Below are 23,106 nucleotides of genomic sequence, written 5' to 3'. Positions count from 1 at the left end.
AGCCCCTCCCAAAAAGCCCGTGGGCGTCGGTTTCGACGCCGCTGATCTCAGTGAAGACCGGGCTTCCTCCTCGAAGTCCGGTATGAGCACCTAAACGCAGGATGCACGGCGTGTCAATATAATTCACACAATGAAATATATTTCAGATTACAGAGATGAAATCAAGGTCGCCAGCTGAAATATCCTTCACGGGCGACGATAGAAGGCAAGAACGCTCCGAAGATATGACGCGTTGGAAAATGCCGCCCACAGGCCGCCAGACGCAAATCTCGCTTCAGCGAGCCCCCTCTTTCGGTCGAAGCCTGGAATCACGTCCAGCAAGCCCCTGTGCGCCCGAGAGAAGCCCTGCTGCCTTGTTGGAAGCAAAGGAGGGCACTTCCGCCCTCCCTCGCATGTCAGGCCTTCACCCGCGTGGCTGCGGGGTCGTAGAGCGGTTCGAGATGGATCTTCGCGGGCGTGCGTTCCATGGCGACGACGAGCTCGTAGTCGCCATCGCCCAGAAATGCGTCGTCGACGCCATCCGCGCGGCGCACATAGCCGTAGCCGACATTCCGGCCCAGCGTGTAGCCGTAGCCACCGCTGGTGAGGTAGCCGACGGGCTCGCCGTTGCGCAGGATCGTCTCGCGACCGACCAGCACGATATCGGGATCATCCACCGTGAAACCGGCGAAAGCCTTCTTGCGCGGTTCGCCCTGAGCGGCTTCCAGGGCGCGGCGGCCGAGGAAGTCGGTGTTCTTGCGCAGCTTCACCGCCCAGCCGAGGCCCGCATCGAAGGGCGTGTCGTTCGGCGTGATATCCGAACCCCAGGCGCGATAGCCTTTTTCGAGGCGAAGCGATTCCAGTGCGCGGTAGCCCACAGGGCGGATATCGTGCGGTGCGCCCACTGCCATCAGGGCATCGAAGACCGTTCCGATGGCCGTGATCGGCACATGCAGCTCCCAGCCGAGTTCGCCGACATAGGTGACGCGCAGCGCCCGGACGGTGTGGCCGGCAATCGTTATTTCCCGCACATGGCCGAAGGGGAAGGCGGCGTTGGAGACATCCGCATCGGTGACGGCGGCGAGCACGTCGCGTGCCTTAGGCCCCATCAGCGAGAGCGTGCCGAAATCCTCCGTGACATCGCGCAGGGTCACGTCGAGACCTTCGGGGATGTGGTCCTCGATCCAGCCGAGATCGTGGGTGCGAAAACCGGTGCCCGTGACGATGTAGAATTTTTCCTCCGCAAGGCGCGCCACCGTCAGGTCCGCCTCGATGCCGCCGCGGCTGTTGAGAAGCTGGGTATAGGTCAGCCGCCCCGCCGGCTTGCCGACATCGTTGGCGCAGATCCAGTCGAGCGCCTTCAGCGCGTCCGGCCCGGTCATCTCGTATTTGGCGAAGGAGGACTGGTCGAAGATGCCGACGGCCTCGCGCACATGGCGATGCTCGTCGCCGACGGCGGCAAACCAGTTCTGCCGGCCCATCGAATAGATATCCTTGGGCTCCACACCCTCAGGCGCGAACCAGTTCGGCCGCTCCCAGCCGAGCTTCGAGCCGAACACCGCGCCACGCGCCTTCAGGCGCTCGTAGAGCGGCGAGACGACGCGCGGGCGGCCGCTTTCATATTCCTCGTGCGGGAAGCCGATCGTATAGTGTTTGCCATAGGCCTCCAGCGTGCGGTCCAGCACCCATTGGCGGTCGCGATGCATGCCGGCGAAACGCCTGATATCGACCACCCAGAGATCGAGCGGCGCCTCGCCATCGACGACCCATTGCGCCAGCACCCACCCTGCACCGCCGCCGGAGGCGATGCCGAAGGCATTGAAGCCCGCGCCCACGAACATGTTCTTGCATTCCGGCGCAACGCCGAGAATGAAATTGCCGTCGGGCGTAAAACTCTCGGGACCGTTGATCATCTGCTTCACGCCGACCTTCTCCAGTGCCGGCACGCGGGCGATCGCCTCGACCATGTGCTGCTCGAAATGGTCGAAATCGTCGTCGAACAGGCGGAAGGCCCATTCGTCCGGCACGTCGCCGGTCGTCCAGGACTGCGGGTTCGGCTCGTAGCCGCCCATGACGAGGCCGCCGACCTCCTCCTTGAAATAGGTGCGCCGGTCAGGATCGCGGATGGTCGGCGCGTCGGTCGAGAGGCCGGGCACCTTTTCGGTGATGATATACTGGTGTTTTACGGGCTGCAGCGGCACATTGATGCCGGCCATCGCGCCCACCTGCCGCGCCCATTGGCCCGCGCAATTGACGACCTTTTCGCAGGCGATATCACCAAGCGTCGTGCGCACGCGCCTGATGCGCCCGTCCTCCATGTCGAAGCCTATGACGCGCGCATTCTCGACGATCTTCGCGCCATGCATGCGCGCACCCTTGGCGAGCGACTGGGTGATATCGGAGGGGCTTGCCTGCCCGTCCGTCGGCAGCCAGCTCGCACCGACGAGATCGCCGACCTCCATCAGCGGCCACATCACCTTGACCTCCTGCGGCGTCAGCAGGTGCATGTCCATGCCGAAGCTCTTGGCGGTCGTCGCCAGGCGGCGGAATTCGGTCCAGCGGTCCTGGTTGGTGGCAAGGCGCAGGCAACCGCTCATCTTCCATCCGGTAGCAAGCCCGGTCTCGGCCTCAAGGCCCTTGTAGAGATCAACCGAATATTTCAGCACACGGGTGATCGAGGCCGAGGAGCGCAGCTGACCGACGAGGCCGGCGGCATGCCAGGTGGAGCCCGAGGTCAGCGTGCCCTGCTCGAGCAGGACAACATCCGCCTTATGGTCACGCGCCAGGTGATAGGCCGTCGAGCAGCCGATGATGCCGCCGCCGATGACAACGATCTCGGCATGGGATGGCAGGGTCATGTCTTGGGTTTCCCGTATAAGGTTCTGTAATGGTCGAGCGCCTTGTCGAGGCGGTCGAGATTATCAGCGGTGTAGCCGACATAGTCGGCGCCGGGGGCGGTGAGGTGCAGCTCGGAGACCATGCTCCACATCGCCTCGCGCAGCAGCGAGGCGCATTGCATGGCGGCGTGCGAGCGGCGGATCGCCGGGTCCGGCGCGCCGCCGAAATAGGCGTCGAGGAAATCCTCCGCCTCGTCGGGCGAAAGCCCGGCATTGGAGGTAGTGCCGGCGAGATCGAACATGGCGGTGGAGAAGCCGGCATATTCGAAGTCGATCAGCCAGAGTTTTTGGCCATCATCGAGGATATTCGCCGGCAGGAGATCATTGTGGCCGAAGACGATGGGCAGTGCCGACTGCGCGGCCTCCAGCTCATCGGCCAGCGCGATATAGGCAGGCAGATGCGGCACCATGCGGCTGTTTCCGGCCTTCAGCGTGCGGGCGTAGTCGCGCACCACGTGGAAGGGCCAGAAGAGGAAGGCCGAGCCGCTGATTTCGGCCGGCATCTGTGTGTGAAAGCGGCGGAGGAGATCGGCGACGCGCCGGCGCTCGCCCGCCACATCCCCTGCCCCGAAGGTTTTCGCCCCGAGATAGGCCGAGACCATGATGCCGGGCTCCGCATAGCGCACCTCCGGCCCGAAGCCTGCTGCATGGGCCGCCCGTGCCGTCATCAGCTCGCGATCGCGGAAGACATGATGGAAGGGATAATCCTTGCCGAAACGCACGACATGGCGCCCCGCGCCGTCGCTGACGACATAGCTCTCGTTGCTGATGCCGCCCTTCAGCGGCGCAATCGTGATCCGGCCCTGCCAGCATGGCATCGCACGAATGCGATCTTCCACGGCGCGGCTGAGCTCGATGTGACCGTCCATCAACCCCTCCCCAAGTGGTGTCACGGACTTCTGCCGCAAACCGTCCCGAAGCGCCGTTCCCTTTGGCCTTATTGGTCGCTTCTGTTGGCAATCTCATGCAGGATGAAACCGGGTGTCAATCCTGAAATGTGGCTTTTTCTGTTTTTGTGACTGCTTTTGCCGCTTTCTTGCCAGATCGCTCCGGTGCGATTATGAAAGGATAAACGTCTCCGCGGGCCAGAAGACATGAATCACTCCAAGCGCCACAACGATATCCTCCGCCTTCTCCAGCAGGACGGCACGGTGACGATCGCCGACCTCGCCAAAAAGCTCGACGTGTCCCTGGAAACCGTGCGGCGGGATATCAAGCCGCTGACGACCAACGGCGCTGTCGTGAAAATGCACGGTGCGGTCGCCTTGCCCTCCCTGCTCGGCGAGGCACCGTTCGAAAAGCGTATGCGCGAAAACAGCGATGCGAAGAAGGCGATCGCCATCGCGGTCGCCGCAACGATCCGCGACGGCGATTCGATCATGCTGGATACGGGAACGACGACGAGCTATCTCGCCCGTGAACTGCTCGGCCATCGGCGGCTGACGGTGGTGACCAATTCCTCCGACATTGCCCGCACGCTTTCGACCGTCAACGACAATCGTGTCTATATGGCCGGCGGCGAGCTGCGCAGCGACAACGGTGCGGCCTTCGGCATTTCGGCTATCGAGTTCATCAGCCATTTCACCGTCGGCCATGCCGTCATCTCGACGGGCGCGATCGATGCCACGATCGGCATCATGGACTACGATCTGGAAGAGGCCGAATTCGCCCGCGCCGTGGTAGCACAGGGTCGCCGCGCCGTCGTCGTGACCGACCACACGAAGTTCGGCCGGCAGGGTCTGGTGCGCGTCTGCGACTTCTCCGCCCTCACCGACCTCTACACCGACAAGGCCCCGCCCCGCGATGTCGCGGCAGCACTGAAGACGGCGGGCGTCACCGTCAACCTCGCCCGCTAAGTTGCCTGCAGTAAACTAAAAACCCGGCGATTGATTCGCCGGGTTTCGTGTTGTTCAGGCTGTGCGCACGATCAGAACGACGTGCTTGCCTTGAGCATGAACGTGCGGCCTGCGCCGTAGCCGCAACTCGATTCACTCTGGCACGATGCGACATACCGCTTGTCGAACAGGTTGGAGGCGTTGAGCGCAACCGACCAATTGTCCTTTTCATAGCGGATCGCCGCATCCATGAGCGTGGCGGCAGGCACCTTCAACGTATTGGCATCGTTTGCCCAGGACTTGCCGACATGGCGCACACCGGCCGCAACGCTCAGGCCGCTGAGCGCATCGCTTTGGAAGGCATAGTCGAGCCAGAAGGATGCGGTCAGGTCCGGAACCTGAACGGGCGTGTTGCCCACCAGTTCCGGCCGAAGGTCCTTGACGACGTCCATGTCGATATAGGTAAAGGCGGCAATGGCCTTGAGACCCTCGGTTACATTCGCCTGCGCGGAGGCTTCAAAGCCACGCGCTTCCACTTCGCCGATCGCATAGTAGCGGCTCATACCGCCGACGAATTCGGACTTGACGACATTCTCCCGCGTTATGTCGAAATAGGCTGCAGTAATAAGGGCATCCATGAAGTCGGGCTGGTACTTTACGCCCGCTTCCCATTGTTTGCCCACATCCGGATCCGGCAGGCCATTCACCGGATCGACCGACGTCGCCGGATTGAAGGACGTCGAATAGCTGACGTAAGGCGTGAGACCGTTGTCAAATTCATAGGCGAGCGCCGCCCGCCATGTGAACTTGCTGTTGTCGGTGTCGGTAGAGCCGAGAGCCGCCGCTGTCCGATCGTCGATTTTCGTGGAGACGAAATCGTAGCGCCCGTTCAGCGTTGCAACCCAACCGCCGCCGAACTTGATCTGGTCCTGTGCATAAATGCCGAGCTGATCACGCTTGAATTCGTTATCCGCATAAGGATCGAAAAGGTCCGGCAGATCGACATTGCCGTAAACCGGATCTTGCGGATCAATGTCCAGATCGCCGGGAACAAAGCCCCCTGTCGCCTGAACCTGGTCGATATCGTAATGCCGGTAGTCCAGACCGACGAGCAGCGTGTGCTCAAGTCCACCGGTTGCAAATTCGCCCTCAAGCTGGTTGTCGACCGTCAGCAGCCCGACATCGGTATCGTGTGCAAAACGGTAGCGGGCGATCTTAGTCGGATCGGCGAACGATGCGCCATTGGCGTAAAGCGCATCCTCCTTCAGCGAGACATTCGCGTAGCGAACGTTCTGGCGAACCGTCCAGTTGTTGTCGAACGTGTGCTCGAACTCGTAGCCGATCATCGCCTGCTGGCGTTCATAGGTGTCGAAGTCCTCATCGCCATAGAAGAAATCCCGCGGGATCCGTCCGAAGTTCGGCGAGTCGACGACAGTCCCGACATAGGGCAGGAAGCCTGTGCTGGTGTGCGTCAGGTCGATGTTCTGGTAGGAGCTCAGGATCGTCAGGCTGGTGGCATCGTCGGGGCTCCAGGTCAGGCTCGGGGCGATCGTGCCGCGGAAATCCTTCGCGTGGTCGGTTTCCCAGCCACCGCCGGAAAGTTTTCCGGTAACCCGATAGCTCAAGACGTCGCTGCTGCCGAGCTTGTCGCTGAAGTCGAGGCCGAGATAACCGTTACCAAAACTGTTGATGCCGGTTTCAACATAACGAAGCGGCTCATCGGTCGGGCGCTTGCTGATCATGTTGACAAAGCCGCCCGGGTTCCCGCTGCCATAAAGCACGGAGCTCGGACCTTTGATCACCTCGATGCGCTCGAGGAAGAACGGATCGACGAGGAAGGTGCCGAAGCCGGTCTGGAAAAGCGAGAGACCATCGAGGAACACCCCCGTCTGCTCGGCCTGGAAGCCACGAATGAAGAACCAGTCCGTGTCCGCATCCGTGCCATAGGTTGATGTGGTGACACCGGCCACGTAGCGCAGAGCCTCATCGATCTTCTGTGGGCTCTGGTCGTCGATCTGTTCGCGGCCGACAACGGTCACAGATTGGGGAACTTCGTTGAGCGCTGTCGTCGATTTCGTGCCGCTCCGGGTCGATTTCGCGACGATGCCCTTGACCGGATCGGTACCCTTGGTGTCGCCCACCGCCTCCCCCTGCTCGACGCGAACCTCTTCAAGACGGGTCACGCCGGCCGCATCCTGCGCGTAAGAGGGCGACGACGCCAGCAAGGCGATAGCAGCCGTTCCGCAGGCCAGAGCCATTTTCAAAGCATGCGGATTGTTGATTTTCTTGATCATTACAGACACCCCACTCACGCCGTCCCCTCTCCGGGCCGGCCACGATAAGATGAGTGATTAACTCAGTTTTAACGATTGGGATTGTCCCATTCCGCGAAAATTGAACGTTTTTGGGCAATTTTCCCGGCAGCGAAGATTCGCCCACAGGCCGCTTCAGCCGACATTCGCTTTCTGCCAATGAGCGGGCGTCGTTCCGAAATTCTTGCGGAAGACTCGCGTGAAATGCGCCTGATCGGCAAATCCGGCGTCGGCAGCGATTTCCGTCAGGGACTGTTCACCCTTTAGAATCAACTGTTTGGCGTGCCGGAGGCGCGCATTCACCTGCCATTGATGCGGCGCGACGCCAGTCGACGCCTTGAAGGCGTGGCTGAAATGGGATTGCGAGAGACCGATCAGGTTGGCGATCTCCTCCAACCGGATATTGCGCAAGCAGTTTTCTTCAATGAAGTCCGTCGCGCGGCGCAGTTGCCAGCCGGCAAGCTTGCTGCGCTTGCGGCCGGGCGCCTTGGCAAAATTCATAACGTCGATAATCAGCGCCAGTGACAACCCGTCGCCATAGAGATCATGCAGAGGCTGCGGATTGGTGATTTCGGCGGCGATCAACTGCGCCAGAGACAAGAGTTTGGCATCGGCAAAGAACAGTTGCGGCGTCAGCAGGCGCTCGGGATCGAGGTCCTCGGCCAACCTCCGGCTGATGGTCTCCACGTCGAAATGCAGGTCAAGATGGCGCATGAAACGGTGGTCGGCGAGATCCGCCCAGAGCTCGAAATTGGCGGGGATATAGGAAATCGGGCGACTTGCCCAATCGCCAACGGTCTCAATGCCTCTCGGCGCCAGGCGGGTGCGGGAAGGGCCGGGACCGCGCTTGTCGAGCAGGACGAACAGGCGTGGATCCTGGCCGACATAATAGCCCCCGGCGCGCGGCGCGCATTCGACATCCCAGACGTCGGCGACGATGCCGTTCCAGTGCCGTCGATTGAGGCCGCCGACCACCGAAAAGCCCTCGATCCTGTTTTGCATGCGCGGCTGGAATGTCATGCCGAATGCTTATTCCTTCATATTATTATCAAGTTTTATCCGGAAATTCGCTGCGGTGCAATATCGCTGGAAATGAGATAGGGCGGCCCATGGCCGCCCTTCCCTATTCTATCCGGATACCGGCTCTCAGTCCTCCTCCTGGAACACCTCTTCGCGCTTCTTTTTGACCGACGGCAGGAAGACGATGACAAGAACCGCAAGCGCAATCGCCAGGAGGATCGCACTGATCGGGCGCGTCACAAAGGTGGTCGGGTCACCGCGCGAGAGGATCATGGCGCGCCGCAGATTTTCCTCCAGCAGTGGCCCGAGCACGAAGCCGAGCAGCAGCGGTGCGGGCTCGCAACGCAGCTTGACCAACAGGTAACCACCAAGGCCGAACAGGGCGACGGCATAGAGGTCATAAACATTCGAGTTCACGCTATAGACGCCGATCGAGCAGAACGCCATGATGATCGGGAAGAGCACGTAGTAGGGCACCGTCAAGAGCTTCACCCAGAGGCCGATCAGCGGCAGGTTCAGCACCACAAGCATCAGATTGCCGATCCACATGGAGGCGATGATGCCCCAGAAGAGCGTCGGCTGCTCGGTGGCGACATTCGGCCCGGGCACGATCCCCTGGATGATCATCGCCCCGACCATCAGCGCCATGACGGGATTGGCCGGAATGCCCAACGTCAACAGGGGGATGAACGAGGTCTGCGCACCCGCATTGTTGGCCGATTCCGGCCCTGCAACACCGGCAATGGCACCGTGACCGAACTCCTCAGGATGATCGGACACACGTTTTTCCACCGTGTAGGAGGCGAACGCCGCGAGGATGGCCCCTCCCCCCGGCAGGATGCCCAAGGCTGAGCCGATGACCGTGCCGCGCAGCACGGGCGCTGCCATACGTTTAAAGTCGTCCTTCGTGGGCCACAGGCCGGATACCTTCGCCATCACCAGGGTTCGGGTCTTCTCGCCTTCCAGATTGCGCAGGATTTCTGCAATGCCGAAAACGCCCACCGCGACGGCAACAAAGTTGAGACCGTCGGCATATTCGCGGATGCCCAAGGTAAACCGCGGCGTACCGGTATAGATATCCGTGCCGACGAGGCCGAGAAGCAGGCCGAGCGCCACCATGGCCAGCGCCTTGACGATGGAGCCATGGGCCAGCGCAATGGAGGAAACCAGGCCGACAACCATCAGCGAGAAATACTCCGCCGCGCCGAATTTCAGCGCGATGGCCGTCAAGGGGATCGCGAAGATCGCCACGAGAAAGGTGGAGACCGTGCCTGCAAAGAACGAGCCGAGCGCCGCGATGGAGAGGGCCGCACCTGCCCTGCCTTTGCGCGCCATCTGGTATCCATCGATCGCCGTCACCGCAGACGAAGATTCGCCGGGCATGTTGATCAGGATTGCGGTGGTGGAGCCGCCATATTGCGCACCGTAGTAAATGCCGGCGAGCATGATGAGCGAGGAGACCGGTTCCAGCTGGAACGTGATCGGCAGGAGCATGGCGATCGTCGCCGTGGCGCCGATGCCGGGCAGCACGCCGATCAACGTGCCGAGAAGCACGCCGATGAGGCAGAAGGCGAGGTTTGCGGGCGACGCGGCCGTGGAAAAGCCAAGTGCGAGATTGCTGATAAGATCCATGGTGTGCCCTCCTAGAGCCGGGTCCAAGGGCCAAACCGCTCGAACGGCAGACCGAGGGCATAGCTGAACACCGCGACGGAAAAGAGCGTGATGGCCGCCGCCAAAACCACCGCCATACCGGGCTTCATCCGGCTGGAGGCGAAGGCCGCGATGAGCGCCGCGAAGAACAGCGACGGTACAAAGCCGAGACCGCGCACCGTCAGCCCGAAAAAGACGGGTGCCGGCAGAATGAACAGCATGCCGCGCAATGCAATCGGCCCGATCGGCTCGCCTTGAACACGGGTTGCCTGCACGAGAACGATTGCACCCAAAAGCGTGAGGATAGCTGCCAGGAAAAGCGGGAAATAGCCCGGCCCCATGCGGAATGCCGTGCCGAGTTCCAGGTTAAGGCATTGATAAATAAAGAAGCACCCGAGAGCGATGAAGGTCAGGCCGCATATCGCATTGGTGCTGTCGAACTGCAGGTTTTTCATGGAATCCCCTTCTCCCGGCGTTCCCGGAAGCGCGCACAACGGATGGAAAGTGACAGCGTTGACTGCCGTCACTTTCCATCATTCAGTGGGTTTGATCAGTCGGCGTACTGGCCAGCGGCCTCGATCACCGGCTTCCACCGGGCGATTTCGCTCTCGAGCTTTGCCTTCAACCCAGCCGGCGTCGCGTCGGCGTCAGAGGAGGGGGCAGTGCCCAATTCGGCGAAGCGGGCGATAACGTTGGGGTCCTTCAGCGCCAACTGCAGCGACTTCGAGAGCCGCTCCGTCACCTCGGTCGAGGTGCCCTTCGGTGCATAGATGCCATGCCAGATGCCGACCTGGAAACCGGGGAGCCCACCTTCTTCGGCCGTGGGTATATCGGGCAGGTTGCCCAGCCGGGCGGGGGACGTCACGGCATAGGCCTTGATCGTCCCGCCCTGGATCTGCTTGGTCGTGTTGGTCGTCTGGTCGCACATAACATCGACCTGGCCGCCCAAAAGGTCGGTCATGGCAGGGCCGGTGCCCTTGTAGGGGACGGTGGTAAACTGCGTCTGGAGCGCGCTCATCAGCATCATGCCGCAGAGATGCGACGCCGCACCGATGCCGGCATTGGCCACTGTTACGGTGTCCTTGTTCGCCTTCATATAGTCGATCAGGCCCTTGAGATCGCCAGGCTCCAGATCTTTGCGGGCGACGATCGTCATCGGCACCTCGGTGACGAGCCCAACATATTCGAAAGCGTTGAGGGTGTCATAGGCGAGCTTGCGATACAGTGTGGCGCTGGTCGCCATGCCGATATGGTGCAGCAGCAGGGTGTAGCCATCGGGATCAGCGCTCGCGACGCGGCCTGCACCGAGCGTACCGCCCGCGCCACCGACATTCTCCACCACGATCTGCTGGCCAAGATCCTTCGACATGGCCTCTGCGACAAGACGCGTGACCGTATCGGTGGGACCGCCGGCAGAGAAGGGCACAACCATGGTGATCGTGCGTTCCGGATAGGTCTGCCCGAGAGCCGACGTTGCGAGCAGGGTGGCGACAACAGCGGCGGAAACGCCAAACAGGGATTTCAAGGTCTTCATCAAATCCTCCCGAGATGAAACGACCAGCCGGCGCAGCTCCTCCCGCACCGTTTCTGGTTGCTTCCAGAGTGAATGATGGCGTCGACGGGACAAGCCGATTGACCTGACGACGCGCTGTTTACGGCAGTAAACCCGATTGGAGTGGGTACCTTAGGGGACAAAGAGCCCAGTCGATGGGTGGATTTCCACCCATTCAGGATCAGGCGTCGTCTTGAGAGGTATCGAAACGGGCATATTTGTCGAGCCCGTATTTCTGCATCTTCTCGTAAAGCGTTTTACGGGAAACCCCGAGTTGCTCGTAAACCGGCTTCAGACTACCGCCATGGGCAGCGAGTGCGCTGGCGATCAGTCCGCGCTCGTAGGACGCCACCCGATCCGCAAGACGTTGCGGCCCGATTTCAGGCGTGCCGTCTTCCGGGTTGGGGGACAGGCCAAGCACCAGTCGGTCGGCGGCGTTGCGAAGCTCGCGGACATTGCCGAGCCAGCTACGCGTGGCAATATCCGTTATCAATTCCGGCGGCACGTCGATGTCATTGCGGCTATATCGCGCCGCGGCCTCGCGTACCAATTGGAGGAAGAGAAGCGGGATATCGGCTTGACGTTGCGCAAGCGAAGGCACACGGAGCGTCGCGACATTCAGCCTATAGAGGAGATCCGCGCGGAAACGGTTGGCCGCAACCTCGGCTTCGAGATCGACTTTGCTTGTCGCAATGAAGCGCACATCGAGCGGGATCTGCTCGTTAGAACCGAGCCGCGTGATGACGCGTTCCTGCAGGACACGAAGGAATTTCGCTTGTAAATCAAAGGGCATAGAGCCGATCTCATCAAGCAGGATCGTGCCTCCACGGCCGTGTTCGAACTTGCCGTAGCGCGGCCGAAGCGCACCGGGAAAGGCGCCAGGCTCGTGGCCGAACAACTCGCTTTCGATAAGATTCTCGGGGAGGGCGGCGCAATTGATCGCGATGAACGGTCGGTTTGCCCGGCTGCTGACATCATGCAAGGCTCGGGCCACGACCTCCTTGCCGACGCCCGTCTCGCCGATGATGAGTGTATCCGCATCCGTTGCGCCGATGGCTCGCAGTCTGTAGCGCAGGTCCACCATAACCTGGGTCCGTCCGGGTAGCCGCGCTTCGATATCGTCACGCTTTCCGGCGACGGCACGCAGGCGGCGGTTCTCCAGCACAAGGCTGCGCCGGTCCATCGCGCGGCGAATGACGGCCGCCAGATGCTGCGCCGCAAACGGCTTTTCGATGAAATCGTAGACACCGGCGCGCATGGCGCTGACCGCGAGCTGCACATCCGCATGCCCCGTCACCAGGATCACCGGCACTTCGGGATCGACTTCGCGAATCCGCTGGAGCAGCGTCATGCCATCCATGCCCGGCATGCGGATGTCGCTGACCACGACACCGTCGAATGCATAGCCGACAAGCTCCAGCACCGGTTCGGCGCTCGAAAATGTCTCGACCGTGAGATCGACGAGTTCCAAGGCTTGCGCGGAGGAGCGGCGCATCTCCTCCTCGTCATCGATCAGGAGAACACGCGGTCCCGTCATTCCGCCGCCTCACGCGCAGCGTTCGCCGGGTCGAGCACCAGCTGGAACACCGCCCCACCATCGACATGGTTCGTCACCGATAGATCTCCACCGAAGTCTTTGATAATGTTGTAAGAAATGGAGAGGCCCAGGCCAAGTCCCTTGCCGACGCCCTTGGTGGTGAAGAAAGGATCGAAGATGCGCTCGGCGATCGCTGCGGGTACACCCGGCCCATGATCGCGTATCGTGATGACAATGCGCCCGCCCGCTCGGCTAGCCGAAAGCAGAATTTTCCTGTTGTCCAGGCTTTCGACCGCATCCGCCGCATTGCCGATAATATTGACCAAGACCTGCTGCAAGCGCACCGGCCCGGCCTGAACAGCCAGACCGTCTTCTTCAAGCTGAGGCACCAGCTCCGCGTCCGCCGCCTTGAGCCGCGGCGTGACGATTTCAAGCGTATCGGCAATCACACCCGAAAGGAGAACCGGGCCGAGTTTTTCATTCGGCTTGCGCGCGAAGTTGCGTAAGTGACGACTTATAGAAGCCATGCGATCGATAAGGCTTGAAATGCGGCGGACATTGTCCTGCGCTTCCGGCATACGGCCGCGCTCCATCAGCAAGGCAGCGCTATCGGCATAGGTTTTTGCGGCGGCGAGCGGCTGGTTGAATTCATGCGACAGCGCTGCCGACATCTGACCGAGGCCGGCCAGTTTTCCCGCCTGAATGAGATCCGCCTGGGTCTTGCGCAATTCCTGTTCGGTTAATCGGCGCTCAGAAACCTCCAGCTCGATCTGCTCATTCACGCGGGCAAGATCGGCGGTGCGTTCTTCGACGCGCCGCTCCAGTTCGTTTTGGGTTTCCTCCTGCAAACGCAAGCGCTCCACCACCCGACTTCGGCGCTGCCAGAGAACGGCGCCGCCCAAACCGGTAAGACAGATGAAGAGCAAGATCGCGATCAGCGTCGTGCGGGCCTGCGCGCGCACCGATGCCGTATCGAGCAGAACATTGACCGTCCAATCCGCCTCCGGCATGTATTGGGAAAGGCGAAGATATTCACGGCTTGCCCCACTCGACATGATGCTCATCAGATGTTGACCGTGGTAAACCGTCTCGGTCTGGGGGAGGGGGCGCAACTCGGCATCGGCATAACGCCTCGAGGCCTGCGTGCGCGCAAGTCGCGCCGCATCCAATGGTAGAATTCCGGTATAGAGCCATTCCGGGCTCCCCGACATGAAAATGATGCCCTCGGGATCCGCAACGAAGATCTTGTATTCCCCGCCGCGCCACGATGTCTCGATGGAATCGATATCCACCTTGAAGACGATGACCCCCAGGATTTTGCCGGCGACCTCCACGGGCGAGGAAAAGTAGTAGCCGCGTTTCAGCGAGGTCGTTCCAAGCGCATAGAACCGCGCTCGCTGTCCCTTGATCGCATCCTGGAAGTAGGGGCGATAGTGAAAATTCTGCCCGACGAAGGTCGCTGGCATTTCGTAGTTGCTGGCGGCAATCGTATTGCCATCAGGGGTCATGACATAAATGTCGGAGGATTCCAGAAGCCCGTTGATTTCCTTGAGATAGCTGCTGGCCGCACGGCGAAGAGAGGGATCATCCGGTTTCTGCAGGAGCGCCTCGATATCGTCGTGATCGGCGATCAGTGCGGGGAGGGGTTCGTATCGGCTGAGATGGCCGGCAAGTGCCGCCACCGCAAGACGCAAAGCCGAACTGGCTTGCGACGATGCCTCATCCATATAGCTGCGCGTCATCAGCGTTCCGCCTTGCAGGACCGCAAGAACGATAACGATCGGCAAGATCGCAAACGCCAGGGCGTAACGCACCTTCACGAAATGAGGGCTCCTCTCCTCCATCACCCGAAGAACCGGGCCGCCTATCCTACGCAGCCCATTGCTTCTTTCCTAGGGGGAGGGGAGGGATCAATCCGGCAGGCGGCTATCTCCAAGTTCCACGCCAAGAAAGGCGGCAATGCCATCGACCACGATGGCGTGATCGGTCCGTTGCGGCACGCCAGAAACCGTGACCGCGCCCACGCATCCGAGCTCGGCGACAAAGAGCGGGAAACTGCCGCCATGCACCGCGAAGTCCGAATGGGGAAGATTATGCGCCTCCACCTGCTCGCGGCCGGAAAGCGCCAATCGACGGCCGACGAGATAGGACGAGTGCCAAAGCCGCAGCACCGTGTTGCGCTTACGCCGGATCCATTCGACATTGTCCGTCGATGTGCCGGGCAGGGCGCAGTGGAAGAGAACCCGGTCGCGAAGCGAAATGTCGATCGCGACGCCGGCACCAAGCGCAAGCGCCGTTTCGCGAACCCGGTTTCCAAGTGCCCAGGCATCGTCCGGGCTGAACTTGGCAAAACGCAGAAGCCGCTCCTGCTCTTCAAGCCGGCGGATGTCGTCTGCAATCATGTCCGTCATTGTTTCCTCCCTGCGGAAATAAGTCTCTGTTCCTAGCGGGACAAAAGGTCGAGGGGAAGAGCGGCGGCCTATTGCTTACGGTCTCTTGACGGAGATCAAGGTTGCGCTCAAGGAGGAGACGTAGAGAAGGGACGGAGTGAGCGAACCTTCCATGGGACCGATATGCCGGACAGCTTCTTTCTCTTCGCCATCCTCGCTTTGCTCCTGACGCCGGGTCCGACCAACACCCTGCTGACGGTCGGCGCAGCGGCGCGCGGTTTTCGCAAGAGCCTTCCATTGCTGTTGGGCGAGCTGTGCGGTTATCTCACCGTCGTCATACCTTTGGCGACGGTTGCGGCAGCACTTCTTGATGGCCGCCCGACATTATCGGTAGCCCTGCGTGTCGTTGCAGCTTGCTGGGTTCTCTTCCTCGCCATCAGGCTTTGGCTCGTCTCGTCGAAACCGGCAGGGGAGGGGGATGCGAAAGCGGTGACAGTTGCTCAGGTGTTTCTGACCACCATGCTCAATCCGAAGGCCCCGATCATCGGGCTCGTCATCATGCCGCATGGACCGCTCATGGACATCGCGCCGGCTCTCGGACTTTTCAGCCTGCTTGTTGCCGGCGCCGGAACCTGCTTCCTGTTGCTCGGCAGCTTTGTCGGCCAGGCCCCGGTTTTGTCGCCGCGTCTGGTCTACCGGATTGCCGCGATATTCCTCGTCGTCTTTTCGCTCGGCCTCGTGAGCAGCGCAACCGGTCTCATTTGATCCCCGATATCAGGCCTCTTCCGCATGGTGCATGCGGAAAAGCTCCTGCTGTACCTCATCCTGAAAGGCAAAAACCGCGGCGCGGGCATTATCCTCGCTCGATCCAAGCTTCTGCATTTCCTCCGCCAGTTCGCGGCAGACCTTCCGCCAATAGAGCCGCGCATCCTCGCCTTGCAAACCATCGAGTTCGCCGGCGCAGCGACGGATTTGCGCCGTGCGGCGTTCGGCGGGGAAGGGCACAACCGGTCCTGTTTCAGTGGCAACAGAACGGCGGCGCATCTGCGCGGAGGCATAAGGGGGCATTGATTCGGGCTTCCTTGTCTTGCCCCCCATGATTACGGATCGCATGGTTAACGTGCGGTTTCCAAAGCCGAATTCACTGTCCCGATTTGTCGTCATCCCGCCCGTTTGGCCGGCTCGCCATTCGCACGGGCCAGCGCCATTAGCATCGGGCCGAGTGTGAATTCGCCGCGTTCCGCGCGCCGGGTAAGGTCGCGCAGGTAACCGCCGGCCGAGTTGATATGTCCGGACCGCTCCAGAATGCAGGCAATGACCGTCGCCGCGTTTTCCGGTCCGAGCACCGCGCAGGCGTTTTCATAGGCCGATGGGCTGATCGCCAGCATCGAGCGCACCACCACCGCCGCCGTCATCAGATCACGCCACCCCGTAATCGTGCCGCCCGGCCCAAACGGAACAATTTCCGGGCAAGCTTGCAGGACGAGGGGGAGGGGATAGGGTTTTTGAGGTTCCGGGCCGGCTCCCAATGGACGCTGCGGCGAATTCACTCTGTCATGGTTGAGCGGATTGTCCGCTGTGGCAGGATTTCTGGGTTTAGCTGCCACAGTTCTATCAGCCGCTGCCAGCGTGTCCGGCTGGAATTCGGCCTGGCTGTCCTGCTTCGTTTCGAAGCGAGGTTCAAGATCAGAGTTAGAATTGGGTTTTGAATTCTGTTTGTGCCGCTCAGTTTGGTCGGGATAGCCAGCCGAATTATATAAAATAACTTGATCTTCCATGCACTTGAGTATCTCCGAGCGCAAAACTTCGAGCGCGGAAAGGATGGGGGCGAGGATTTCAGGCGTTGCAATGCGCGGCAAACCCAGGATTTGCACGCGATATTCCGCTTCGAACTGCATCCAGTCACCAGCCAGATCGTCCTCTAGGGCCGTTTCGATCAGCTTGACGATATCGCGGCGAACCAGCGTGATGCGCTCGCGAAGCCGCTGCAAAAGCAGCCGTTCGGCCGTTACGGCCGCGGCAAGCTGCTCGATCTCCCCTGCCCTCGCGAGGAGGGGGGCAAGGGAAAAGCCGAACGCCTCGCCGATCTCCCCTTCCCTATCCCGGCGAACGTACCGTTTCCCGTTAGGACTATCCCGCCGCATCAGAAGCCCCGCATCGACGAGCGCGGCGAGATGCCGGCGCAGCGTGGTTTCCGCCATGCCGTGCGTGCGCAGCGAGAGCTGCATGTTGGAGGGGAAGACGACCATGCTGTCGCCGGCCGCAAGCTCCGTCTTCGGATAGAAGCTCATCAGCGCATTCAGCACCGACAGCGCACGATCGCTAATACGCAGCTTCGGCCGTGCTTCGCAGAGCCAGCGGTAGAGTTTCCACTTGTCAATACTTGCTTCCGGCGGGATCGTTTTGACGATCGCCTGGCTTGCCAACATGCCAAGCGTCATCGCCCGCTGCCCGAAGGGCGTCGCTATGCCGTCCGTTTCCATGTCTCTTCACCCTCAAAAAGGCAAAAGAGACCCCTTCATCGGAAACCGATGCCAAAAACGCTTGACTGTGATTCGGGGAAGTGCGACTCTCAGGCTGCTAAACGATGAGAAGGGCTTCCGCGACGGTAACGTTGAGGGGGCCTTTTTCTTTTGCGGATCAATCTCCCGATTTCTGTTTCTTTTCAGCTCTATACGCCTCGTAGAGACGATCCAGGTTCTGCGTGATATAGGCCCCGAAGGCTGCAGCTTCTGCGGCTTTCAGGGAAATCGTGTATTGCCGCCCCTGCGCCTTGATGCTGGCGCGCACGGAACCATCCTTGCGCTCCCACGCGGCCGGAGCAGGCTTGGCGGCATGCGCCGGAGCATCCGATTTCGCAAGATGTCCGCTAACCAGGTTGAAGCGTTCCTCCGGAGAGCGAATCTTGATCCGCTCGCGGCCGAGAAACTCGACGGCCCTGTCCTCATTGGACGGCTCGTCAAAGCGGGTCGCAAGCTCATGCCAGCGGTCGCGGCCGATGGCGAGCGCCGGGCCGATGCCCGTCCGCACGGCCTTTGGAATCCTGTTCACAACCGACAACATTTTTGAAACTGTCGTCTTGTCGATACTCAACGCCGACATAATGGTCTCACGGTCAAAACCACGGCTTTCCAATTCGCCTGCGAAGGTCGCGCGCTCCAGAAACGACAGGTCTGCGCGCGCACTGTTCTCTTGACCCTGGGCGATAACGTGATCGCGGTCGGTCAGCGCCTTGACGACCGCCCGGACAGGCCGGCCGAGCAGGCGCGCCGCTTTGGCACGGCGGTGGCCGAAGGCGATCTGGTAGATCCCGTCCTTGGTCGGATGCGGACGCACGAGGATCGGCGAATCCTGGCCGCGCACGCGCATGGCATCCACCAATTCCTGAAACTGCTGGTCGGAATGGGCCAGACGATCCGAAACGAAGGAATCCTCGATCTGATCCGGTTCAAGCTCGATGACGACCTCACCAGCGTTCAGCTTCGCCTCGATCTCCTTGGCCGCATCCGCTTTCGCCGCCAGCGCATCGATGCTGCGCGTCACCGCGCCAAGCGCACCGATGCCCTTGTAGGTAACATGCTGGCGCTGCTCCTCTGCCGCCGGATTTACGGGCGTCAACTTGTCATTGGCAGGGGCCATCAGATTGGAAAGAACGTTCTTGCGCGCCATATCAACGCCCCCATGCCTTATGGATAAGTTCGACGAGTTCCGTGTTGACCGCTTCCATGGATTCGAACGCGCGATCATAGGTCGCGCGCGTGAACTGGCTGCGGTCGACCTCGTAAAGCGTCTGGTTGGTCAGCGCCGCATCGGCAATAGCCACGCTGCGCACCATAGGGCTGGTCAGGACATGCTGCTTGAACATCGAGCGCATGAAAGCGACCATCTGGGTTTGCGGCCCGTCCGCCGGGTCATAGCGGGTGACAAGGTAGCGCAGCCAGTCGAGGTTCATGTTGCCGCCGGCGCTCTTCAGCGTGTTCAGCACTTCGCCGAGCATCTGCAGGAACTGGCACATGGACATGACGTCGAGCATCTGCGGATGCACCGTGATCAGGACCGCCGTCGCGCCGCAGATCGCGCTCATCGTCAGGAAGCCGAGCTGCGGCGGGCAGTCGATGACGACAACGTCATAGTCGTCGGCAACGGACGACAGCGCCTCGTCGAGGCGGGCAAAGAAGATGCGGCCATAATCGCCACGATTGCCCTGCGCCAGAACGCGCGGCGTATCGTGTTCGAACTCCATGAGTTCGAGATTGCCGGGCACGATGTCCAGGCCCGGGAAATTCGTCTTGCGGATGATTTCCTTCAACGGCCGGCGCTGATCGTCGTATCGGATGGCGGCGTACAGCGTCTCGTTCTCGTTGACGTCGAATTCCGGCTGAAAACCATGGATCGCCGAAAGGCTCGCCTGCGGATCGAGATCAACGGCGAGAACCCGATGGCCGGTCAGCGCCAGATGCTGCGCCAGATGCGCCGTCGTCGTCGTCTTGCCGGAGCCGCCCTTGAAGTTCACCACTGCGATGACCTGCAGGTGCTCGCTGCCGCGCCGGCGCGGGACATAACGCTGGCCGCGGCTGTTCTGCTCCAGATATTGGCGCATCTCCTGAAGCTGGTCGGCGGAATAAGACCGGCGACCGGACGGGGTCACCTGGGGAAGGGGGCCTTTGGATTCCAGCGAAAGATTGCGCAGATAGCCGCTGGTGACGCCAAGGAAATGCGCGGCCTCGCTCAGCTGAAACTGGCGCAGGGTCTTCTGCGCAACGGGCGGAAACATCTCCAGCCGATGCTGCTTCAGCTTGTCCGACAGCTCGTGCGCCTGACCGATGATCAGTTGATCGACCTCGGAAATTGCCTGCCCGAACGTTGCAGCCATATTCATGTCGCTAATCTCAAAATGCGTTTCAAAGCCTATTTGGCGATTTAAACCGCATCTAGAACCGATTCGGAAGAGAGGGCAAGGCCAATGGGCCGAATGTGCGACGCGGGAAAGCTTTGGCGCTTCAATAATTTGCCGCTCAACGTATTGACCATCGCCCGCCTATCAGCGTCCAGCGATTCGCTTGGCAAAATACGGGAAGAAATCACATACCCACCGATTTCATCTCATGATTCGCGATAGCCCCGCCGGCGGCGGCGCGCGATCTGCCGTTCCAGCATGATCTCCGCCTCCGCCATGCTGGCATGAAATGTCGCCGCCTGCCGGCCCAGCGTGCCGATCCGACCCCAATGTCGAAAAACCGCCACGTCGCCGAAAAGCGTCGGCTCGAGCGAGAGCATATAGAAGCGCGCCATGTTGCTGGAGGCATCGATACGGCGGAAATGCCGGATTGTGGGGAGGCAAGAGGGTGTGTTGGACATGGCGACGATTCTGGCGAAGCGCGGAATCGGCGTCCAACGAGAGTTTTGAATCAATCCGGCATGATCGATTCAAATCTGTGATGCATGCTTAATCCTGCGGTCCCTTGCGCCCGGAAACAGGCGGCAGCTTGGCCTCGATTGCGGCGAGGCCCGCCTCCAGCTGCTTCAGGCCGCTCGCGCTCAAAAGCTGCGAAAGTTCGCGTTCGTAGTCATGCGCAAGGGCGATCATCTCGCCATAGATGCGCCTTCCCGCCGCCGTCAATTCCAGATGCTCCATGCGCCGGTCGTCGGCATCCTCGCTGCGCTTCAGCCAACGCTTTTCCTCCAGCGCCCGCACGGCGCGCGACACCTTCGTCTTGTGCATGCTGGAATTGCCACCGATCTCGGTGGCCGTCATGCGGCCATAGGTGCCGAGGGCCGCCAGCGCCCGCCATTCCGGCCGCGTCATGCGGTAGCGCGCGCGGTATTGTGCGGCGAAACGCTGGCTCACCCGCTCGGCCGCCTGGTTGAGGCGATAGGGCAAAAAGGTTTCGAGATTGAAGTCCATCGACGGCGCCTTGATGGTTACAAAATGGACAGTTACATCTGTAACCATCTAAGCCTGCTTGAAGAGGAGGGCAAGCCATGTCCGAGAGCACCAACAGCCTGAAATACATGCCGGGCTTCGGCAACGACTTCGAGACGGAATCCCTGCCGGGCGCCCTGCCGCAGGGGCAGAACAGCCCACAGAAATGCAATTACGGCCTCTATGCCGAACAGCTCTCCGGCTCGCCCTTCACTGCGCCGCGCGGCACCAACGAGCGCTCCTGGCTCTACCGTATCCGCCCCAGCGTGCGACACACCCGCCGCTTCTCCAACACCAGCTATCCGCACTGGAAGAGCGCGCCCTGTCTCGACGATCATTCCCTGCCACTGGGCCAGCTGCGCTGGAACCCGCTGCCGACACCGTCGGAGACCCAGAATTTCCTTGAAGGCATCCGCACCATGACGACGGCGGGCGACGTGTTGACCCAGGTCGGCATGGCCGCCCATGCCTATACGTTCAACGCCGATATGGTGGACGACTATTTCTTCAATGCCGATGGCGAGCTGCTGGTTGTGCCGCAGCTCGGTGCCGTCAGGATCTTCACAGAAATGGGCATCATGGATGTCGAGCCGCTGGAAATCGCGCTCATTCCGCGCGGCATGATGTTCAAGGTCTCCCGTCTCGGTGAAGGCGATACCTGGCGCGGCTATATCTGCGAGAATTACGGCGCGAAATTCACCCTGCCGGATCGTGGCCCGATTGGCGCCAATTGCCTTGCCAATCCGCGTGATTTCAAGACGCCCGTCGCCGCCTACGAGGATAAGGAAACGCCCTGCCGGGTGCATGTCAAATGGTGCGGCAAATTCTTTGTCACCGAGATCGGCCATTCGCCGCTCGATGTCGTCGCCTGGCATGGCAACTACACGCCGTTCAAATACGACCTTCGCACCTATTCCCCCGTCGGTGCGATCCTCTTCGACCATCCGGATCCGTCGATCTTCACGGTCCTGACGGCACCGACCGAAGAGGCAGGCACGGCCAATATCGATTTCGTCATCTTCCCGCCGCGCTGGATGGTGGCCGAACATACCTTCCGCCCGCCGTGGTATCACCGCAATATCATGAGCGAATTCATGGGCTTGATCCATGGCCAGTACGACGCCAAGGAGGAGGGTTTCGTGCCCGGCGGCATGAGCCTGCACAACATGATGCTGCCGCACGGACCTGACGCGACGGGCTTCGAAAAGGCCTCGAACACCGAGCTGAAGCCGGTGAAGCTCGACCACACCATGGCCTTCATGTTCGAGACCCGCTATCCGCAGCAGCTCACCAGGTTCGCCGCCGAGCTGGAGACGCTGCAGGACAACTATCTCGAATGCTGGAATGGGCTTGAGCGCAAGTTCGACGGCACGCCGGGCATCAAATGATCTCAGCCGCCCTGCCAGGTCTTCACCGCTTCCAGCGGCCAGACAAGCATCAGGATATTGAGCGTCAGGCCGTCGCGGATTAGATAGGTGGTCGTGGCCTCGAAGACGATGATGATCGCCACACTTGCCCAGACCGGCAGGCGCGACGCCAGGAAGAAGCCGACGACCATGGCGAGGATGTCGGCGCTGGAATTGATCACGCTGTCGCCGAAATAATCGAGCGAAATCGTCGATTCCCGGTAGCGATTGATGATCATGTCGGTGTTTTCGAGGATTTCCCAGGCGCATTCGACGATCAGGGAGAGCGTAAGGCGGACATTGATATCAGCCCTGCGCAGGACCAGCGTGAAGAGGCCGAAGAACAGGATGCCATGAATGATGTGGCTCGGCGTGTACCAATCGCTGAGATGCTGCGAGTTTTCCGAAGAAATAACGACGCCATGCCAGAGTTTGACATATCCGCACTTGCAGATGAGCGGCTGACCCATCGTATAAAGGATGGTGGCCGTCGTCGCGACGAAGGCGGCGACGATCAGCAGGGAGGTTTGGACCGAGCGGTTCACGCGGAATTCCTTGAAGAATGCGATGCGCCGTGGGAGCGGCGCACGAGGGTGGAGACAGGC

20 protein-coding genes are annotated in these 23,106 nt (G+C 60.9%); 3 read left to right on the top strand and 17 right to left on the bottom strand.

The window, feature by feature from the left end:
• Positions 1-395: 395 nt before the first annotated feature.
• Together AC27VQ_RS00430 and AC27VQ_RS00425 are read right to left on the bottom strand one after the other, a co-directional pair.
• Positions 396-2,837 (bottom strand): GcvT family protein, encoded by a 2,442-nt coding sequence (locus AC27VQ_RS00430; RefSeq protein WP_488714730.1) that lies wholly within the window; start codon positions 2,835-2,837, stop codon positions 396-398.
• Positions 2,834-3,745 carry a phosphotransferase gene (locus tag AC27VQ_RS00425; protein ID WP_488714729.1) on the bottom strand — a complete coding sequence of 304 codons (912 nt, stop codon included), beginning with the start codon at positions 3,743-3,745 and terminating at the stop codon, positions 2,834-2,836. The genes AC27VQ_RS00430 and AC27VQ_RS00425 overlap by 4 nt, the downstream gene beginning before the upstream one ends.
• Positions 3,746-3,970: 225 nt before the next feature.
• Between AC27VQ_RS00425 and AC27VQ_RS00420 the strand changes: the two genes are divergently transcribed.
• Complete coding sequence (locus AC27VQ_RS00420) at positions 3,971-4,732, top strand: DeoR/GlpR family DNA-binding transcription regulator (protein WP_313523255.1); 762 nt, start codon at positions 3,971-3,973, stop codon at positions 4,730-4,732.
• Between the two features lie 71 nt (positions 4,733-4,803).
• Here AC27VQ_RS00420 and AC27VQ_RS00415 read toward each other — a convergent pair whose 3' ends face one another.
• From AC27VQ_RS00415 to AC27VQ_RS00380, 8 genes are all read right to left on the bottom strand, one after another.
• A complete protein-coding gene (locus AC27VQ_RS00415; protein WP_488714728.1) occupies positions 4,804-7,005 on the bottom strand; it encodes a TonB-dependent siderophore receptor in 2,202 nt (733 codons plus the stop codon).
• Positions 7,006-7,158: 153 nt separating this feature from the next.
• Positions 7,159-8,043: a helix-turn-helix domain-containing protein gene (locus AC27VQ_RS00410; RefSeq protein ID WP_488714727.1), complete on the bottom strand. Its 885-nt coding sequence runs from the start codon at positions 8,041-8,043 to the stop codon at positions 7,159-7,161.
• Between the two features lie 126 nt (positions 8,044-8,169).
• Entirely contained in the window at positions 8,170-9,675 is a 1,506-nt protein-coding gene (locus AC27VQ_RS00405; RefSeq protein ID WP_488714726.1) for a tripartite tricarboxylate transporter permease, read from the bottom strand.
• 11 nt (positions 9,676-9,686) lie between these two features.
• The gene (locus AC27VQ_RS00400; RefSeq protein ID WP_313523249.1) at positions 9,687-10,148 is read right to left on the bottom strand and encodes a tripartite tricarboxylate transporter TctB family protein; all 462 of its coding nucleotides are present in this window, start codon (positions 10,146-10,148) and stop codon (positions 9,687-9,689) included.
• 95 nt (positions 10,149-10,243) lie between these two features.
• Entirely contained in the window at positions 10,244-11,227 is a 984-nt protein-coding gene (locus AC27VQ_RS00395) for a tripartite tricarboxylate transporter substrate-binding protein (protein ID WP_421591655.1), read from the bottom strand.
• 199 nt (positions 11,228-11,426) lie between these two features.
• Positions 11,427-12,782: a sigma-54-dependent transcriptional regulator gene (locus AC27VQ_RS00390; RefSeq protein ID WP_488714725.1), complete on the bottom strand. Its 1,356-nt coding sequence runs from the start codon at positions 12,780-12,782 to the stop codon at positions 11,427-11,429.
• Entirely contained in the window at positions 12,779-14,602 is a 1,824-nt protein-coding gene (locus AC27VQ_RS00385; RefSeq protein WP_488714724.1) for a sensor histidine kinase, read from the bottom strand. The genes AC27VQ_RS00390 and AC27VQ_RS00385 overlap by 4 nt, the downstream gene beginning before the upstream one ends.
• Before the next feature lie 90 nt (positions 14,603-14,692).
• On the bottom strand, positions 14,693-15,193 hold the full coding sequence (locus tag AC27VQ_RS00380; RefSeq protein WP_488714723.1) for a heme-degrading domain-containing protein: 501 nt from the start codon (positions 15,191-15,193) through the stop codon (positions 14,693-14,695).
• A 162-nt stretch (positions 15,194-15,355) separates the two neighbouring features.
• Between AC27VQ_RS00380 and AC27VQ_RS00375 the strand changes: the two genes are divergently transcribed.
• Positions 15,356-15,937 carry a LysE family translocator gene (locus AC27VQ_RS00375; protein ID WP_488714722.1) on the top strand — a complete coding sequence of 194 codons (582 nt, stop codon included), beginning with the start codon at positions 15,356-15,358 and terminating at the stop codon, positions 15,935-15,937.
• Between the two features lie 9 nt (positions 15,938-15,946).
• Here the strand turns inward: AC27VQ_RS00375 and AC27VQ_RS00370 are convergent, their stop codons facing one another.
• The 6 genes from AC27VQ_RS00370 to AC27VQ_RS00345 all read right to left on the bottom strand — a co-directional run bounded on the left by AC27VQ_RS00370 (position 15,947) and on the right by AC27VQ_RS00345 (position 21,125).
• Entirely contained in the window at positions 15,947-16,336 is a 390-nt protein-coding gene (locus AC27VQ_RS00370) for a DUF6074 family protein (RefSeq protein ID WP_488714721.1), read from the bottom strand.
• Positions 16,333-17,655: a plasmid replication protein RepC gene (repC, locus tag AC27VQ_RS00365; protein WP_488714720.1), complete on the bottom strand. Its 1,323-nt coding sequence runs from the start codon at positions 17,653-17,655 to the stop codon at positions 16,333-16,335. The genes AC27VQ_RS00370 and repC overlap by 4 nt, the downstream gene beginning before the upstream one ends.
• 157 nt (positions 17,656-17,812) lie before the next feature.
• Positions 17,813-18,841, bottom strand: coding sequence for a plasmid partitioning protein RepB (repB, locus tag AC27VQ_RS00360; protein ID WP_488714719.1), 1,029 nt, complete (start codon positions 18,839-18,841; stop codon positions 17,813-17,815).
• A 1-nt stretch (position 18,842) separates the two neighbouring features.
• Positions 18,843-20,045 (bottom strand): plasmid partitioning protein RepA, encoded by a 1,203-nt coding sequence (gene repA, locus AC27VQ_RS00355; protein ID WP_421591647.1) that lies wholly within the window; start codon positions 20,043-20,045, stop codon positions 18,843-18,845.
• 230 nt (positions 20,046-20,275) lie between these two features.
• On the bottom strand, positions 20,276-20,530 hold the full coding sequence (locus AC27VQ_RS00350; RefSeq protein WP_488714718.1) for a WGR domain-containing protein: 255 nt from the start codon (positions 20,528-20,530) through the stop codon (positions 20,276-20,278).
• An 88-nt stretch (positions 20,531-20,618) separates the two neighbouring features.
• Positions 20,619-21,125: a MarR family winged helix-turn-helix transcriptional regulator gene (locus tag AC27VQ_RS00345; protein WP_488714717.1), complete on the bottom strand. Its 507-nt coding sequence runs from the start codon at positions 21,123-21,125 to the stop codon at positions 20,619-20,621.
• Positions 21,126-21,154: 29 nt separating this feature from the next.
• Between AC27VQ_RS00345 and hmgA the strand changes: the two genes are divergently transcribed.
• Complete coding sequence (gene hmgA / locus AC27VQ_RS00340) at positions 21,155-22,483, top strand: homogentisate 1,2-dioxygenase (protein WP_488714716.1); 1,329 nt, start codon at positions 21,155-21,157, stop codon at positions 22,481-22,483.
• A 2-nt stretch (positions 22,484-22,485) separates the two neighbouring features.
• On the opposite strand, the gene AC27VQ_RS00335 is transcribed toward hmgA, so the two are convergent.
• Positions 22,486-23,046, bottom strand: coding sequence for a DUF2585 domain-containing protein (locus tag AC27VQ_RS00335; RefSeq protein ID WP_488714715.1), 561 nt, complete (start codon positions 23,044-23,046; stop codon positions 22,486-22,488).
• Between the last annotated feature and the right edge of the window lie 60 nt (positions 23,047-23,106).

The organism is Shinella sp. 20P9.1.1 (assembly GCF_057798995.1).
The sequence above is the reverse complement of the archived record's forward strand: the minus strand, read 5'-3'. Positions and strand labels throughout refer to the sequence as shown.

What these genes read in the sequence shown, in the direction of transcription:
- AC27VQ_RS00430 (WP_488714730.1), bottom strand. Translation starts at nt 2,837, where the DNA reads ATGACCCTGCCATCCCATGCCGAGATCGTTGTCATCGGCGGCGGCATC.
- AC27VQ_RS00425 (WP_488714729.1), bottom strand. Translation starts at nt 3,745, where the DNA reads ATGGACGGTCACATCGAGCTCAGCCGCGCCGTGGAAGATCGCATTCGT.
- AC27VQ_RS00420 (WP_313523255.1), top strand. Translation starts at nt 3,971, where the DNA reads ATGAATCACTCCAAGCGCCACAACGATATCCTCCGCCTTCTCCAGCAG.
- AC27VQ_RS00415 (WP_488714728.1), bottom strand. Translation starts at nt 7,005, where the DNA reads ATGATCAAGAAAATCAACAATCCGCATGCTTTGAAAATGGCTCTGGCC.
- AC27VQ_RS00410 (WP_488714727.1), bottom strand. Translation starts at nt 8,043, where the DNA reads ATGACATTCCAGCCGCGCATGCAAAACAGGATCGAGGGCTTTTCGGTG.
- AC27VQ_RS00405 (WP_488714726.1), bottom strand. Translation starts at nt 9,675, where the DNA reads ATGGATCTTATCAGCAATCTCGCACTTGGCTTTTCCACGGCCGCGTCG.
- AC27VQ_RS00400 (WP_313523249.1), bottom strand. Translation starts at nt 10,148, where the DNA reads ATGAAAAACCTGCAGTTCGACAGCACCAATGCGATATGCGGCCTGACC.
- AC27VQ_RS00395 (WP_421591655.1), bottom strand. Translation starts at nt 11,227, where the DNA reads ATGAAGACCTTGAAATCCCTGTTTGGCGTTTCCGCCGCTGTTGTCGCC.
- AC27VQ_RS00390 (WP_488714725.1), bottom strand. Translation starts at nt 12,782, where the DNA reads ATGACGGGACCGCGTGTTCTCCTGATCGATGACGAGGAGGAGATGCGC.
- AC27VQ_RS00380 (WP_488714723.1), bottom strand. Translation starts at nt 15,193, where the DNA reads ATGACGGACATGATTGCAGACGACATCCGCCGGCTTGAAGAGCAGGAG.
- AC27VQ_RS00375 (WP_488714722.1), top strand. Translation starts at nt 15,356, where the DNA reads ATGCCGGACAGCTTCTTTCTCTTCGCCATCCTCGCTTTGCTCCTGACG.
- AC27VQ_RS00370 (WP_488714721.1), bottom strand. Translation starts at nt 16,336, where the DNA reads ATGACGACAAATCGGGACAGTGAATTCGGCTTTGGAAACCGCACGTTA.
- repC (WP_488714720.1), bottom strand. Translation starts at nt 17,655, where the DNA reads ATGGAAACGGACGGCATAGCGACGCCCTTCGGGCAGCGGGCGATGACG.
- repB (WP_488714719.1), bottom strand. Translation starts at nt 18,841, where the DNA reads ATGGCGCGCAAGAACGTTCTTTCCAATCTGATGGCCCCTGCCAATGAC.
- repA (WP_421591647.1), bottom strand. Translation starts at nt 20,045, where the DNA reads ATGGCTGCAACGTTCGGGCAGGCAATTTCCGAGGTCGATCAACTGATC.
- AC27VQ_RS00350 (WP_488714718.1), bottom strand. Translation starts at nt 20,530, where the DNA reads ATGTCCAACACACCCTCTTGCCTCCCCACAATCCGGCATTTCCGCCGT.
- AC27VQ_RS00345 (WP_488714717.1), bottom strand. Translation starts at nt 21,125, where the DNA reads ATGGTTACAGATGTAACTGTCCATTTTGTAACCATCAAGGCGCCGTCG.
- hmgA (WP_488714716.1), top strand. Translation starts at nt 21,155, where the DNA reads ATGTCCGAGAGCACCAACAGCCTGAAATACATGCCGGGCTTCGGCAAC.